The organism is Acinetobacter septicus (assembly GCF_019355975.1).
Taxonomy (GTDB): Bacteria; Pseudomonadota; Gammaproteobacteria; order Pseudomonadales; family Moraxellaceae; genus Acinetobacter; species Acinetobacter ursingii.
Map to the genome: position 1 here is coordinate 3,164,555 of NZ_CP079898.1, position 15,508 is coordinate 3,180,062.

Consider the following 15,508-nt stretch of genomic DNA (forward strand, 5'->3'; position numbering starts at 1 on the left):
GCTTGGGCGTGTAAAGATCTCTTATTTTTTGTTTCATCAGAGGCTGTCGTGACATCGATTTCACCAGTAAATGCCAATGCATTATTTGCGGCACAAGAGCGTATTCAGCAAGATTTAAAATTGGCCTTAGATGCTTTTTCTTTGGCTGAACCTTTGAAGTCAGCCGTTTATCACGCTGTAATGTTAGGTGGAAAACGTGTGCGTCCAGCATTGTGTTATGCAGCAGCATCACTCAGTGAACATTCAAATTTTGCTGCGGCACGTCGTGCTGCGGTTGCGGTGGAATTTATTCATTGTTACTCATTGGTTCATGATGATCTGCCATGTATGGACAATGATTTATTACGCCGTGGGCAGCCGACTTGTCATGTGGCCTTTGGTGAAGACACCGCCTTACTCGCGGGAGATATTTTACAGTCGATGGCATTTGAAGTTTTGACCAGTCGCTTATTTGACCAACAGGCAAGTGTTGATAGTACAGTTGTACTAAAACAAGTTCAAATCTTGGCAACTGCTAGTTCTAAAATGGTCAGTGGTCAAGTCATGGACTTACAGGCAGAAGGCAAAGCAATCGATCAAGATCAACTTGAGACCATCCATCGCAATAAAACTGGGGCATTGATTCAGGCTGCGATTATGATGGGTGCCGTCACCGCATTTTCAGGCACAGATCAAGCCATTCCTCAATTGCGTCAATTTGGGCAAAACATTGGGCTGGCTTTTCAGGTGCATGATGATGTACTAGATATTATTTCCACTACCGAAACATTAGGTAAAACCGCAGGTAAAGATGAACAGGTAGAAAAGTCAACTTATCCAGCATTGATGGGTTTAGAACAAGCACAACAATATGCCCAATCTTTACAGCAACAAGCGCTTGCAGCTTTGGATTATTTTGGTGAATCTGCCAAAGATTTGCTGGAAATTGCACAGTTTGTATTATCGAGAAAAAACTAATTTTCAGGATTTTAACGTGCAATTCTTTTTCAAAAAAATTGCACGTGTTGAGGTATTATTTGGGGATTATGACGGATTTCGTCCCATCACACCACGAATAGTATTGAGAATATCGGCAGGGAGTACCACGGTTTTGGCATTATTGGATTTCGCCAAATCCTGCATGGCCTTGATATATTGTTCCCCCAACAAATAAGCCACAGGAATTTCCTGTTCACCGACTGCCGAAGTCACCATTTCAATGGCTTTTTGCGAAGCCTCAGCCAAGACCACCTGAGCTTCAGCATCACGACGCGAAGCTTCCAGACGACCATCGGCTTCTAAAATCGCCGCTTGTTTTTCACCATCTGCACGAGTGACGGTTGCACGACGTTGACGTTCTGCTGCGGCTTGCGCTTCCATCGCCGCCTGCATTGTTGTTGACGGTTGAATATCCTGAATTTCGACGGTTTTTAAGGTAATGCCCCAGTCTGAAATATCATCTGAAATGGCAGCTTTAAGCTTAGCTTTAATATGATCACGCGAGGATAATGCATCATCCAGATCCATTTCGCCGACGATAGAACGTAGCGAGGTTTGAACCAGATTTTGAATTGCCCATGTATAGTTCTCAATACCATACACCGCCTTTTCAGGCGTGGTTAAATTAATATAAGCCACGGCATTCATGACCAAAACCGCGTTATCGCGAGTAATGACTTCCTGCGAAGGAATATCTAAGACAATGTCTTTGGTCGTGACTTTATAAGCGACTTCATCGACATAGGGAATCACAAAATTTAGTCCAGGACTGAGTGTTGCATGATATTTTCCTAGACGCTGAACAATCCATTTATAGCCCTGAGGAACAATACGTACCCCTTTAAAAATGGTCACTCCCACAAAAATGAGAAAGGCTAAACCAATAATCGTACCGACTGGCATAAAAAATCCTCTTATGTTTCTTGAGATTTATGTAATTGAACAACCAGATCATTGCCCATAATATCGACTACACGTACACGATCACCCACCTCTACAGGTGAGAGGCTACGGCAGTTCCATTCATCAGCACCCAATACGGGCAAGGCAAAACGCACCACGACCTGATCATGAGTTAAACCGACCTGAATTACCATGCCAATTTGACCAATGGTGGCTTCGCGGGATAATCCGGCTTTGGTTTTATCAATTGAAAGTGGCTTAATAAATTTAAACCATAGAATCGTGCAAAGAATAGACAAGATGATCCACATCACAATTTGTATGTTTAAACACATGATGGGGAAAAGCCACAATAAAACACCCACCATAATGGCGGCAATACCAAACCAAAGGGCGGCAAAGGCAGGTAAAATCAACTCAGAAAGCATGAGAATGATACCTAAAACAAACCAATGCCAGGGTTCTAAAACTAATTCCATAGCGTTGCTCATATTACTTATGTGAAAGATGAAAAAATCATCAGTTATCAATGTAACAGAACTGGGCAAAGATGAATATTAAAATAGCGAAATGAATATAAAAATCAAAAAAATGCTTTCTAGTTGATGGGGTGTAGGATATTTAAATCAGAGTCAAATACCCTTGAGAATGGCTTTTTTTCATCGCTTTTTAGACTCCCTTTATTTTTCTCTCTTAGCGAGACATCAAAGGGATTGATAAAAGAAGTCTAAGATGAACAAGCTTTAAAATTTTGGACGTGGTGCCGGTTTGAGTGCGGCAGGAGATTGTTTAAAGGCATTAATGACGCCTTGAATCTGTTTAATTTTGAGCTGTGCCGCTTTTTCACCTTCCAAAATGGCCTGATTGCTCGATTTCAAATCCAGTACGCCTAAATTGCCAACTTTAGGCTGAATGACGACATTGGCCTGATTGAGCTCAGTGCTAATACTTTGCTGACCCATAATATTAATGGTCTGATCCAATAAACCTAGCATATTGCCTGCGCCAGAACCTGTCGGACGGGCAGAAATATCGACAGCAATGACAATATCTGCACCCATATCTTTGGCCGTTTTAACTGGAATTGGGCTGACTAGACCACCATCGACATATTTTACATTCCCAATTGTTGCAGGTACAAAGACATTGGGAATACTACACGATGCGCGAACGGCCTGACCTGCATTACCTTTAATAAAATCGGCTTTTTGACCATTGTCCAGACGAGTAGCAACAGCGGCAAAACGAATCGGGAACTTTTCAATCGGTTTATTTCCGACTTGAGTATTCACATAATCCTGTAATTTTTGACCTAAAATAATGCCTTGACGATTGAGGGTAAGATCGCGCAGATCAGATTCCTGTAACTTCAGCGCGAGACTCTGCATTTGGTAAGGCGTTTGACCACTCGCATAAATACTGCCAACAAAACTTCCAGCACTGGTTCCTGTCACGATTTTAGGCTTGATCCCATGAGATTCTAAAACTTTAATCACCCCAATATGTGCAAATCCTTTCGCACCGCCACCGCCAAGAGCCAATGCAATCACAGGTTCGCGGGCTTTGAGAGGAGTGGTTTGAGTCGGAGTTTTAACGGTTTTATCACAGCCAAATAGTGCAAGGCTCAGGGTGCCAATCAAGGCAAAATGTGCAACTTTCATTTTCAGTTAAAATAGCAAAAAATGGTCAAAAAGATGCGCACATCTCAACAGATTTGAGACCTGAATACTAGCATTTTTTGACTAGATTTTGTAAAGGTAGTGAGAGCCAGTCTGGGGTATGCGGTGAGAATTTTCCTGCAAATCGCTGCATCATCTGATCCAAATCTTGTTCATAGTGACCTGTTGGATCAAACACGCCCAAGCTATGAATAATCTTATGATCGAAATCAAAAGCAAAAATGACAATTGGGATTTGTGCTTTTAAAGCGATTTGATAAAAACCACTTTTAATTTTTTCTGCTTTTTTTCGAGTGCCTTCAGGCGCCATACCGACCCAAATTTGATCTTGCTGTTGAATAAACTCCACCACTTGTGCAGTTAATCCATTGATACGATCACGTTTCACAGGAATCAAGCCAGCCCATTTTAAAAAAGGCTGAAAGGGCGGTTTAAAGAGGCTATCTTTACCCAACACAGTAATCTTAATGCCTAGTCCACCAATCGCCAAGAAACCATACCATGCATCAATATTTGAGGTATGTGGCGCAATAATCGCAACAGCCTTACTTAAATTTGGAAATTCACCTTCAATGCTCCAGCCTTGCGCTAAAAAAAGGGTTTTAAATAATGCTCGGCTCAAAGGTGTACCCCGATGCGGGACTTGATCAGGTAATTCTGGAAAATGTGGTATATATTTATCACTATAAAAATCCTTTTTTATGATCATAGGCTTTTGAAATTGAACTGACATTGGCAAAATGTAGACTTTACTGCTCAACTTTTTTGCAAAGGGAAAAGGATGCTCAATCCTGTGCGCTTATATGTCTTATTATTTTCATTGTATTGGGCGCAGGGATTACCTGTTGGTTTCATGACCCATGCCTTGCCTGTGATTTTAAGATCGCAGGGAGTCTCTTTGGCACATATTGGTGGGTTTGGTTTACTGATGTTGCCGTGGTCAATCAAGATTCTTTGGGCACCCTTAGTCGATCGCTTGGGTAGCGCTAAAATAGGACATTATCGGAGTTGGATTTTACCGACTCAGATTTTTAGTGTGCTTATTTTAGTAATGTTATCTTTTTATCCGATTGAATCACTGAGCCAAACAGATTCCCTATTTTTATTTTTTGTACTGCTGCTTTGCCTTAATCTAACTGGTGCGACACAGGATATTGCCACTGATGCATTGGCAGTGAATCTGCTGAAAACAGATCAGCAACATTGGGGCAATACCTTTCAGGTGATTGGTTCGCGTCTTGGGTTTATTGTGGGTGGAGGCGTTTTGCTTTGGGCTCTGGATTGGTTTAGTTGGCAAATGACTTTTCTCGGTCTGGCTTTGCTGGTACTCGTCAATACCATTCCTGTCTGGTCTTATAACAATGAACAAACCCGAATAAATCATGCATCGCAACCAACCCCAACGCAATTTGCATTGAAAGACTATTTTAAGCATTTTACGCAGTCGCCTGAGTTACGTTGCTGGTTGTGGGTACTGATCAGTTTTAAAATTGTTGATGGTTTGAGTGGTCCTTTATTAAAGCCCCTTATGGTTGATATAGGACTGAACTTTACTCAGATTGGTGTCTATATCACCATGTTCGGTGCATTTGCGGCATTGTGTGGAGCAGTTATCGCAGGTTATTTACTTAAGCGATATACACGATCAACCTTGCTGGTGGTGTTTTCTTATTGCAAAATTTTAACGCTCTTCGCATATGCAGGTTTAGCCTTCGCTTTTGAGCGGAATGTCCAGATTCCTAATCTTATTGTGTATTTGATTAATGCACTGGAAGATGCGGTATCAGCGATGCTTTTAGTGGTTATGCTGACTTTGGTGATGCAATACAGTCGCAAAGCGTTTGCAGGAACAGATTTCACTTTTCAGGTTGCCATCATGGCAACAGTAAGCGGTGGTTTATATATCTTAAGTGGAATTGTGGGGGATTGGTTGGGTTATGCCCTGTATTTGGCACTGATTGTATTGATTGCGATCGTTTGCTTGGTTCCCATCTATCGATGGTGTGAATACTAGTACCTCCACTGACACCAAGATTTTAGCATAACTTTTCTTTTAATCGTTCATAGGGTGTTTTGCCATTCATAGCTGCATATGTCCACTTCCCTTAAACTGAGACAGTCATAACTAGAGTTTTCCAGTTTTACCCTGTAAATCGCAGGGGGTAAATTGCCTAAACTTTCATGGGGGCGTTGCTCGTTGTAATCCGTACGCCACAACCATGCCATTTCTCTCACTTGAGTTAAGTTTTCAAATAAATATGCATTGAGAAATTCTCTCCTGAATGAACCATTGAACCGTTCAATGAATGCATTCTGCTGTGGCTTGCCAGGTTGTATATGTACCACTTCAATCCTATGTTCTTCACACCAGTCCAGTAATTTAGCCGAAATCAATTCAGAACCATTATCAACTCGAAGTTGCTTAGGTAAACCACGTTGCTGCGGTAATCTATCCAGTACTCTGACAACACGTTCAGCGGGCAGTGATGTATCAACTTCAATATCCAGACATCCTAGTACTTTCATCCACAATATTCAAAGTACGAAAACGTCTACCGCAATACAGGCTGTCACTCATAAAATCTAGCGCCCATTGATGGTTGGCTTGAGCCACTACTTTCAAGGGCTGTGCAATGCGCTTAGGAAGAGCTCGCTTTTGGCGACGTGGCATATTCAAACCCATCAAACAGTACACTCGATAAACCCTTTTGTGATTCCAACTATGGCCTTGACGACGAATACGACCAAAACATTTCCAAAAGCCCGATTGTGGAGACTGTTTCAAGACATAATTTAAGGCATCAATGACAGCAGCATCTCGCTTACGCCAACTTGTACTTCGTCGATAGTAGCTGGCTTTGCTGAACCCACTCAAACGACAGGCTTGCATGACTGACAATCCAAGTGAAATCAGAGCATTCACACAATCTCGTCGATCTGCTATCACCAACCCTTTTTTGCGAATAATTCCTTCATCACATGGTTTTCCAGACTGAGTTCAGTAAACATTTTTTTTAGTTTGGTATTTTCTTCTTCTAACTCACGCATACGCTTGACTTCAGATGCTTCCATACCACCATATTTACTTTTCCATACATAATAGGTGGCATTGCCAATACCATGTTTACGGCAAATATCGTCAACTTTCATCCCAGCATCGGCTTCTTTCAAGATGCTGATAATTTGGCTTTCGGTAAATCTTCATTTTTTCATGTCTGTCTCCTGATCTTATTTAATCAGAAAACTCTAGTTATGACTGTCTCAGTTTAAGGGAAGTGGACATAAAATGGTGCGCTCGGCGGGACTCGAACCCACGTCGGTCACTTAGGAGGCAACTGCTCTATCCAGTTAAGCTACAAGCGCGCAATTTTATGATTATAAACAAAAAAGTTATTGTTGAGGCAATAATTTATTATTTTATAGGGTTTCTTATTTTGAAATAATTTTAAACCTATAATATTCATCTTATGGGAATAATTTAAGATCAAGTATTATACATAATCAAATGATTCAATGACCTTCACAACGATAATAGTAGATGGTGAGTTATATGGTATTTGTCAAAATCAGTTCATCTGATTTGAATGAAAAACAATCTACCATTGATCTTGAAATGCTTACTCAAATGGATTGAGGAGCTTGGGAATATCATCATCAACTCAAATGTCTGAAAAATTAAAAGCCAGTTAATTATTTAACTGGCTTTTATTGAAAATTTTCAGCAATTTAGGCTGTGCCCACTTTACTTTTACATTTGGCAGAGCTGTAAAGGTTTGCTAATCGGCTTGCCTTTAAATAATGCCTGACCAGACTGATACTGAATAGTTTGATTACAAATCCATTCTACCACTTGAGGATAAATCAGATGTTCAAGTTCATGCACACGTTTTGCTAACGTGTTGGCATTATCATTTTGAGCAACTTTAACTACACCTTGTAATAAGGCAGGGCCCGCATCAAGTTCTGCCGTCACATAATGAACAGTACAGCCATGAAAAACGTCGCCAGTATTAAGCACTCGTTGATGGGTATGCATGCCTTTATATAAAGGCAATAGGGAAGGGTGAATATTAATCATTTTCCCTTCCCATGCTTTTACAAATTTTTCACTCAGGATCCGCATAAAACCAGCAAGTATCACAAGGTCGACACCCCACTGTATAAGTTGATGATGCATAGCATCATCAAACATTTCACGGTGAGGATAAGCTTTATGTTCAATGACTTGCGTTTCGATGTTGGCTTGTTTAGCCCGCTCTAGCGCATAGGCATCTGCTTTATTGGAAATGACACCGACAATTTCACCAGACCAATGTTGCATACATTGAGCATCAATCAGGGCTTGTAAGTTGCTGCCATTTCCTGAAACAAGTACCGCAATTTTCATCACGCAAAGATCACACGAATTTTTTCGTCAGCACCTTCTACAGATTCAGCATTATCCTGAATATGACCAATTTTCCATGCTTTTTCACCTTGTGAATTCAGCACTTCAATGGTTTTATCTGCATCAGCCGCATCTACTGCGATGACCATGCCCACGCCACAGTTAAAGGTACGATACATCTCAAACTGTTCTACACCACCTTCTCGTTGAAGTAGTTTGAACAATTCTGGCCATTCCCAAGATGCTTCATCAATTACTGCTTGAGCACCGTTTGGAAGTACGCGTGGTAAATTACCCGGTAAACCGCCACCAGTAATATGTGCCATTGCATGCACATCGACTTGTTTGCACAGTTCAAGCACTGGTTTTACATAAATCCGTGTAGGTTCCATTGCGACATCGGCCAATGAGCGACCGTCAATTTGTTGAGTCAAATCAACATTTTTTACATCAAGAATTTTACGAAGCAGTGAATAGCCGTTTGAATGTGCGCCGCTTGAAGCGATGCCAATCAAAACATCACCTGCTTTTACTTTTGAGCCATCAATAATTTTGCTTTGTTCAACCACACCGACTGCAAAACCAGCCAAGTCGTAATCTTCACCTTCATACATGCCTGGCATTTCAGCAGTTTCACCGCCTACCAATGCGCAACCTGCAAGCTCACAGCCTTTCCCAATACCAGTCACGACATTAGCTGCAACGTCTACATTTAAATGTCCTGTTGCATAATAGTCGAGGAAGAATAATGGTTCTGCACCACAGACCAATAAATCATTGACACACATGGCAACCAGATCTTGCCCAATGGTGTCGTGACGATTGAGGTTGAGTGCTAAACGTAATTTTGTGCCTACACCATCTGTGCCAGAAACCAAAACTGGTTCTTCATAACCTTTTGGAATTTTACAGAGTGCGCCAAAGCCACCTAGACCGCCCATGACTTCAGGGCGAGTAGTACGTTTAGCTACCGACTTGATACGATCGACCAGTGCGTCGCCCGCTTCAATGTCGACGCCCGCATCTTTATAGCTTAAACCAGTATTTGGGGTAGAAGTTGAGTTGCTCATAGTGAAGTCTCCGCATTGGCGGCAGATTATAACCTGAATATACGAAACTCTTATGTTATTTATGCTTTTAAATGCTATCTTTAATTAAATATTTTTGCCTCTATAACGAATACATTAGAAAAAGGTCAGATTTTATGCAAGATCGTACCCTGCGTCGCATTTTTATTTTGACAGGTATAGCACTTTTAATTTGGGTTCTTTATTTACTTAAACCCGTTGTGATTCCATTTGTGGTCGCATTTTTGGTTGCCTATTTATTTAGTCCACTGGTTGAGAAACTCAGCAAAATCGGACTTCCTCGTTGGGTCTCTATTGGGATTGTATTTATTGGTATTGGCATCTTGTTGGTTTTGGCAATCTGGTATGTCGTTCCTTTAGTTTGGCAACAGTTGATCTATGCCAGAGATAGTATTCCTGCGGGCATTCATTGGATCAATGCGACTTTTCTGCCATGGGTATCACATACCTTTAATGTGGAACGCATGGAAATTGATACCGATCAGATTTCAACAGTGGTCATGGAATATATCCAGACCAATTATAGTGCCGACAGTATTCAAGCAATGGCTTTAAGACTGGCTCAGTCTGGTCTAAGTTTTATCCAAATTGGCGGAACTGTTGTTTTAATCCCTGTAATTGCGTTTTATTTCTTACTCGATTGGAACCGTATGTTGCAAAGCTTACGTCGTCTCATTCCACGTCCTTATGAAGAAAGTACTCTACGCATAGTAGGTGAATGTCATAGTGTGTTAGGTGCATTTGTAAAAGGTCAATTTTTGGTGATGTTGCTACTAGGTATTGTATATGCTGTAGGACTTCAACTGATTGGTCTTGAAGTTGGACTCATTATCGGGATGGTAGCAGGGTTGGCCAGTATTATCCCGTATTTAGGTTTTGCTGTAGGCATTATTGCAGCACTTATTGCCACACTGTTTCAGTTCGGCGTGGACTGGATGCAACTCGCGCTGGTCGTGATTGTATTTATGATTGGACAAGCCGTTGAAGGTTATATTCTACAGCCATTTTTGCTGGGTGATAAAATCGGTTTGTCGCCTGTGGCGGTTGTTTTTGCTGTACTAGCAGGTGCACAACTTGCAGGCTTCTGGGGAATGTTGATCGCGCTGCCTGTCGCTGCTGTTATCGTGGTATTGTTGCGACATGTTCGTGAAGCTTATGAGCATAGTCAGCTATATGGGTCAGATGCCATTGTTGTACAACATGCTGGGGGTGAACATATTAGTGTCGAAACTGAAAATGTTGATCTTGATATTGAAATCAAAAACCCGCAAGATACTGATGTCCCAAACAATTCTACACCTAAATAGCCAAGAGGTTGCTCACGAGGTTTATGACATAGTATGCGTCAACTACAGTTGGATATTGAACCTCAACTTGATGCCCGAATCAGCGATTTTTCTGGGCCGGGTTGGGGACATGTTGTTGATGCCGTTCGTCAGTTACATGCAGGATTAGTCAATCGCTTTTATATTTATGGCGGGGCGGGTTCTGGAAAAAGTCATTTACTTTCAGCAATATGTGATTCCTATCTGGAGATAGGTAAATCTGCAATCAAAGTTTCATTGCTTGAACTTTTAGATGCCCCGATTGAAGCGATTACTTCACTGGAGCGTTATGATCTGGTCGCGTTAGATGACATTGAAGCGATTAGTGGCGTTCCGCATTGGCAACGGGCTGTTTTTCATCTCATTAATTATAATAATGAAGTCGGTGGACAACTAGTATTTTCATCGCGCGTTGCTCCGATTGAACTCAAACTGGAACTTCCTGATTTACAGTCGCGTTTAACACAGGCTGTGAGTGTGAAAGTACCCAATGGCAGTCTGTATGCTGATCGTGAAGCTTTGGTGTTATCCACTGTAGCACGTCGCGGTTTGCATTTTGATCCGCAAATAATTGAATATCTGCTATTGCATGGTCCTCATCAAGCGTCTTTACTATTACAGACATTGGCACAGCTTGAAAAAATGCTCAAAGGTGAAAAAACCAAGCTTTCTAATGCGACTTTGAGGCAAATCTATGCCTTGATAGATGAGTATCGCTAGTCATGTGAAAAATCTTGAGTAATTACTCAAGCTATGCGAAAGTACGCAAATTGAACGAAAAGTTGCTAGGACGTGGCGACTTTACAAAAATAATGAAAATGGAAATGAAGGAGAAAGGTATGCTCAAGCGGGGTATAGGCGTTGGGCTGTTGTTTGTCGCTGGTCATGCATATAGTGCTGGCGAAATCATAGTCAATACAACAGCAGACGAAGTTAAGAACGATAATCTCTGTTCTTTGCGCGAAGCAATTGAGTATATCAATCAGGGAATGCCAGAAGCAGGCTATAATGGATGTGGGGGAAAAGACTCTACCGCTGTTGTATTGCTGGAAAAACAAAAAACCTATGAATTAAATAGCCAGATTAAAATTCAGAAAGCGTTACAGCTTAAAACAACGTATGACACCAGTGTCGGTGAAAACCAATATGGTTTAAATAATGCCACGATTAAAATGGTCGGCAATGACCGTATATTCTAAATATATGATGACAATAGTGAAAATGCCCAATATAGCGTTTCATTGATTGAGGTCAATCTGGAAGGCAATCCAAATAGTCCTATTAATAATGGTGGATTAATTTTCAACCATGAGACTTTGGGTTTGCAATATGTCAAATTGATCAATGGACATGCCACGGTCAATGGTGGCGCGATTTATAACGAAGGTGTCTCTACTGACAAAAGTGCAGGCTACGTTAGTGCCCAAAATGTTATTTTCCAGAATAATACAGCTTCGCAAGGCGCAGTCATTTATAGTGAATTACCAAGGTTTCATCTTTATCAGACTGTTCTGCGTGACAACAAGGCAACAGGTTTAGATCAATCGACATTGTTATATTCTGCTATCGCATTTAATGATGACTCAACCAGTGGTAATGCCAGCTCTCGTTTATATGGTTTAAAGAACAGTACGATTTTTAATAATACGGGCTATATCACCAATGTACGTGATGGCATGATTATTAATAATATCACCATGATTCGAAATAACGCAGGTTTCTACCTTCAAGCACCAAAAGGTGATGCTTATGTGTCTAATAGCATCATTTCTGAAAATGGTTCAAAAAACTGTGTATTTGCAGATGGCGATAAAACCCAATTCATTAACAATCTGACCAAGACTTCTGATTGCGGTAGTGGCAATTCGACTGATCCAAATATCGAGATAGGCAGTAATACCTTATTGGCGGGTGAGTTAGAAGGCAAATGTAATGCTGCTCCAGCAGAAGGTTTGCTTTGTCCATATTACTTGCCTGAAAAGCAGTTTCTGGGATTCTTCAAACCCCGTCTTTTGATGTCTTATCAAACTTTAAGTGATTCGCTGATTGTGAATCGAGGTCGTGTCCTCAGTGATGGGACTAATATTACCAGTCTTTCCAGTTGCGAATCGGTCGATCAGCGTGGCAGAACACGTAGCACGAAAGAGCTTTGTGACATTGGGGCGATTGAATTGGTCATTGATGCAGATTCTATTTCACCTGTAGGCCAAGATATTTTGTATGGTGAAACTGCGAAGTTTTCGATTGCGGATCAGTTAGCCGATGGGGAACTACTTCCTGCCAGTGAATGTGAAAGCTTATTGGGCAAACGAGAAGACGGTAAAGCATGGCAGGCAGGTTGTTTGCAAATCGTGCAAACCAACACGCCATCTAAAGGTACATTAACACTCGATCAGGAAGGTAATGTGACTTATGTACCAAATGGAAACTGGCATGGTTCTGATGAGTTTAAACTTCGCGTTATGACCACGATTACTCGATTCAGTGATTCTATTGGAAATCGCTATATCGATATTCCTGGAAAAATTGTACAAGATCCACCGAATGATTTTGAAAGTAAAAAAGTAAAAACGGGTGGTGGTAGCTTTGGTTATGGAATGTTAATCGCCTTATTGGGACTTGTAGGTTTAAGACGATTTAAAAAGTAGGGATAGGGATATAAGGGATAAGTCATGAAAAATTATAAAAAAGGACTACTGACAGTAATGGTGTTATCTGCCATGTCACTCATGGCCGCAGAAGATAAAACCATTTATGTCAATACTTTTGATGATATTGATGATCAAGGTAGCAGTAAATGTTCACTTCGGATGGCGATGAAAGCGGCTGAACTGAATCGATCTTACGGTGGCTGTGGTGCTGGAAATACCGCAGCTTCTGCCATAGATTACATTCAGCTTGAAGAAGGAAGCTATAAGCTTAATTCGGAGCTGGTTCCAGCATCATCTATTTCATTGATGGGAAAAATTCCTCAAGACTACAGCAAGATCGATGTCATAACCAATGATTATCCAGCTAAAACGATCTTGAAGACGATTATCGATGGTCAGGGTAAGAGCCGACTCATTAATACCAGTGGTACAAAAGCTTCTATTACGGTGAGTAATGTCCAGTTGCAAAATGGTAAGAGTGACAGCCGTGGTGGTGCACTCTATCTAGGTGCTGCGACAACTTTAACAGGGGTTTCGATTTTAAATTCAAGTGCAAATCAGGGTGCTGCGATTTATCTCGAAGGTAATAATTCATCGTTAACTTTAACCAGTGGGATTTATCAGGGTAATAAAACCGTTAAGAAGAACCAAAATGATGTCGACAATATTGGTGATGTACTCGCCATGAGTTGTCTGGATAATTTGTCATACAACAAACGCACGTTGGCGTTTACCAATAACAGTTTTATTCAAAATGGTTCTTCGGATAGTAAAAGTACACTGGAGTTTTGTGGTGAACCGACCACGACTTTAACTGCAAATACCATCGCACAGAATACGGTAAATGCTGATAATGGAAGCATTATCAAATTTACAGGAGATAGCCGCGTAAATACCGATGTAAACAAGTTAAGTACAGCAAGTACTTTGCAAATGGTGAGTAACACGATTGTAGAAAATAATGCGTTCAGTACTTTTTTATATGACAAAATTGGTATCAAAGTGTTGTCATTTAACATACTAGCATTTAATAGTAATCGTTCATGTCGTTATTTACTTGGTGAAGCCAAAGATCAAAAAGATACTGGTGTAGGCTTAGTCTATAATGCAGTAAGTTTGGCCGCTGGAAGTCAAAGTCAGTGCGATGTTGCAAGTGAAGTCTTGCCAGAGAAACAGACCAATATCGACATGAGTAACAGCAGTATGTCGAGTGTGTTAAGTAGCTTGCAGACACCTTCGGAATATACCAGCTTCTTACCTCTTTACTTCCCTAAAGATAATTCATCCGATACAGATTTGGTCGATGTGAATACCGATGGATGTAGCACCCAAGATCAACGCGGTATTAATCGTATCACTGATGGAACTTTAATCTTAAATCCAGCAGGGCGAAATAGCTGTGATCTTGGTTCAACTGAAATCATGCGTTTAACCGCAGGCGATATTAATGGTATCGTCAATAGTTCTCTTGTTACCTTACTGGATGGCTATCAAACACAATTAGATTTCTTTAAGGCGCAAGTTGCAAACACCAGTACAAATCCAGATTTCTTGCCTTATTACAATAAACGTATTAAAGAGTATGAAGATCTCCTTAGCTATACCAAAGCCAATGAGAAATATCGGGCTGTCTATGTAGATCCATTTGCATTTAGTCTGCCAGATGAAGTTGTGCTGCCAGATGGTGGTCGTCAAATTCAGCATTTGACGCCAGATACTTATGCCGTTTCTGTAAAAGCCTTGGGTGTTGGCATGATCACAGGAAGTGGTGATAGCACTAAACTTGATGTTCGACCAGATGAAAATTTAAAATGTGAATGGAATCCTGATCTTAAGCGGATCATGGTTTATCGTCTGGATGATGGGATTACTCAAGCAGGTGAATATAACTTCTGTCAGTATACCTTAACCCTAAAAAATGCAGATGGTTCACTCAATACATCTAAACAATCATCAGGTTTGATGCAGGTGAACTTTGTCAATATTGCTCCAATTGCCAAAGCCGCTGAATACACCATCCAATATGGAACTGATCAGAAGATCAATGTCAATTTACTGAGTAATGCTTCTGATGATGGTGATGGGCCTGTTTCGGCTTTGGTCAATAAGCCAAACAAACCTGCTTTTTACCACGATGAAAATGGGGTTGAATTACCAATTCGTTTAACCACCGTTCCTTCAGGTATCACCGTTACTTCTGAGCATACTGGGCCATGTCCATATCCTGATCAAAAAGAAACCTGCTATGGCGGTAATCTTGCGATTCAGGTTAAAAATAATTTCAACGTATTTGACTATAAATTTAGTTATCTCATTTACGATGCTGATGGCACAAAGTCATCAGAGGCGACTGTGACTTTAAAAAATACAGCATCTACTACTAATAACCAGAGTAGTAGTGGTGGCGGTAGCCTAGGTATCTTTACAGTATTAGGACTTGTTGGACTGGTACTTTATCGCCGCCGATCATGATTTAGACTTAAAAATAAAAGAGAGG

11 protein-coding genes, 1 tRNA gene and 2 pseudogenes are annotated in these 15,508 nt (G+C 40.9%); 6 read left to right on the forward strand and 8 right to left on the reverse strand.

From position 1 onward, the window contains the following. The first annotated feature begins 48 nt into the window (after positions 1-48). On the forward strand, positions 49-957 hold the full coding sequence (locus I6L31_RS14955; protein WP_004990432.1) for a polyprenyl synthetase family protein: 909 nt from the start codon (positions 49-51) through the stop codon (positions 955-957). A 66-nt stretch (positions 958-1,023) separates the two neighbouring features. Here the strand turns inward: I6L31_RS14955 and I6L31_RS14960 are convergent, their stop codons facing one another. The 4 genes from I6L31_RS14960 to I6L31_RS14975 form a co-directional block, all read right to left on the reverse strand. Further along, positions 1,024-1,881, reverse strand: a complete 858-nt coding sequence (locus I6L31_RS14960) for an SPFH domain-containing protein (protein WP_004990430.1) — start codon at positions 1,879-1,881, stop codon at positions 1,024-1,026. A gap of 11 nt (positions 1,882-1,892) precedes the next feature. Then, positions 1,893-2,360: an NfeD family protein gene (locus I6L31_RS14965; RefSeq protein ID WP_005003152.1), complete on the reverse strand. Its 468-nt coding sequence runs from the start codon at positions 2,358-2,360 to the stop codon at positions 1,893-1,895. Positions 2,361-2,624: 264 nt separating this feature from the next. Then, positions 2,625-3,542, reverse strand: coding sequence for a patatin-like phospholipase family protein (locus I6L31_RS14970; RefSeq protein WP_004996434.1), 918 nt, complete (start codon positions 3,540-3,542; stop codon positions 2,625-2,627). Positions 3,543-3,609: 67 nt separating this feature from the next. Further along, positions 3,610-4,269 carry a 1-acyl-sn-glycerol-3-phosphate acyltransferase gene (locus tag I6L31_RS14975; protein ID WP_212749725.1) on the reverse strand — a complete coding sequence of 220 codons (660 nt, stop codon included), beginning with the start codon at positions 4,267-4,269 and terminating at the stop codon, positions 3,610-3,612. 72 nt (positions 4,270-4,341) lie between these two features. Between I6L31_RS14975 and I6L31_RS14980 the strand changes: the two genes are divergently transcribed. Beyond that, positions 4,342-5,574 (forward strand): MFS transporter, encoded by a 1,233-nt coding sequence (locus I6L31_RS14980; protein WP_005003158.1) that lies wholly within the window; start codon positions 4,342-4,344, stop codon positions 5,572-5,574. Positions 5,575-5,621: 47 nt separating this feature from the next. Here the strand turns inward: I6L31_RS14980 and I6L31_RS14985 are convergent. From I6L31_RS14985 to purM, 4 genes and pseudogenes are all read right to left on the reverse strand, one after another. Further along, a pseudogene (locus I6L31_RS14985) lies at positions 5,622-6,761 on the reverse strand (IS3 family transposase); the annotation flags it as partial. 86 nt (positions 6,762-6,847) lie between these two features. Continuing rightward, positions 6,848-6,923: transfer RNA gene (locus I6L31_RS14990), tRNA-Arg, on the reverse strand. A 385-nt stretch (positions 6,924-7,308) separates the two neighbouring features. Further along, positions 7,309-7,950 (reverse strand): phosphoribosylglycinamide formyltransferase, encoded by a 642-nt coding sequence (gene purN, locus I6L31_RS14995; protein ID WP_035271982.1) that lies wholly within the window; start codon positions 7,948-7,950, stop codon positions 7,309-7,311. Further along, positions 7,947-9,017 carry a phosphoribosylformylglycinamidine cyclo-ligase gene (purM, locus tag I6L31_RS15000; protein WP_004998948.1) on the reverse strand — a complete coding sequence of 357 codons (1,071 nt, stop codon included), beginning with the start codon at positions 9,015-9,017 and terminating at the stop codon, positions 7,947-7,949. Before purM ends, purN begins: the two co-directional genes overlap by 4 nt. A gap of 134 nt (positions 9,018-9,151) precedes the next feature. Between purM and cxpE the strand changes: the two genes are divergently transcribed. From cxpE to I6L31_RS15020, 4 genes and pseudogenes are all read left to right on the forward strand, one after another. Beyond that, the gene (gene cxpE, locus I6L31_RS15005; RefSeq protein ID WP_004987279.1) at positions 9,152-10,342 is read left to right on the forward strand and encodes a chloramphenicol efflux transporter CxpE; all 1,191 of its coding nucleotides are present in this window, start codon (positions 9,152-9,154) and stop codon (positions 10,340-10,342) included. Positions 10,343-10,375: 33 nt separating this feature from the next. Beyond that, entirely contained in the window at positions 10,376-11,080 is a 705-nt protein-coding gene (hda, locus tag I6L31_RS15010; RefSeq protein WP_004987277.1) for a DnaA regulatory inactivator Hda, read from the forward strand. Between the two features lie 119 nt (positions 11,081-11,199). Next, a pseudogene (rbtA, locus tag I6L31_RS15015) lies at positions 11,200-13,008 on the forward strand (rhombotarget A). Between the two features lie 24 nt (positions 13,009-13,032). Beyond that, positions 13,033-15,483: a CSLREA domain-containing protein gene (locus I6L31_RS15020; RefSeq protein WP_004987268.1), complete on the forward strand. Its 2,451-nt coding sequence runs from the start codon at positions 13,033-13,035 to the stop codon at positions 15,481-15,483. The last annotated feature ends 25 nt before the right edge of the window (positions 15,484-15,508 follow it).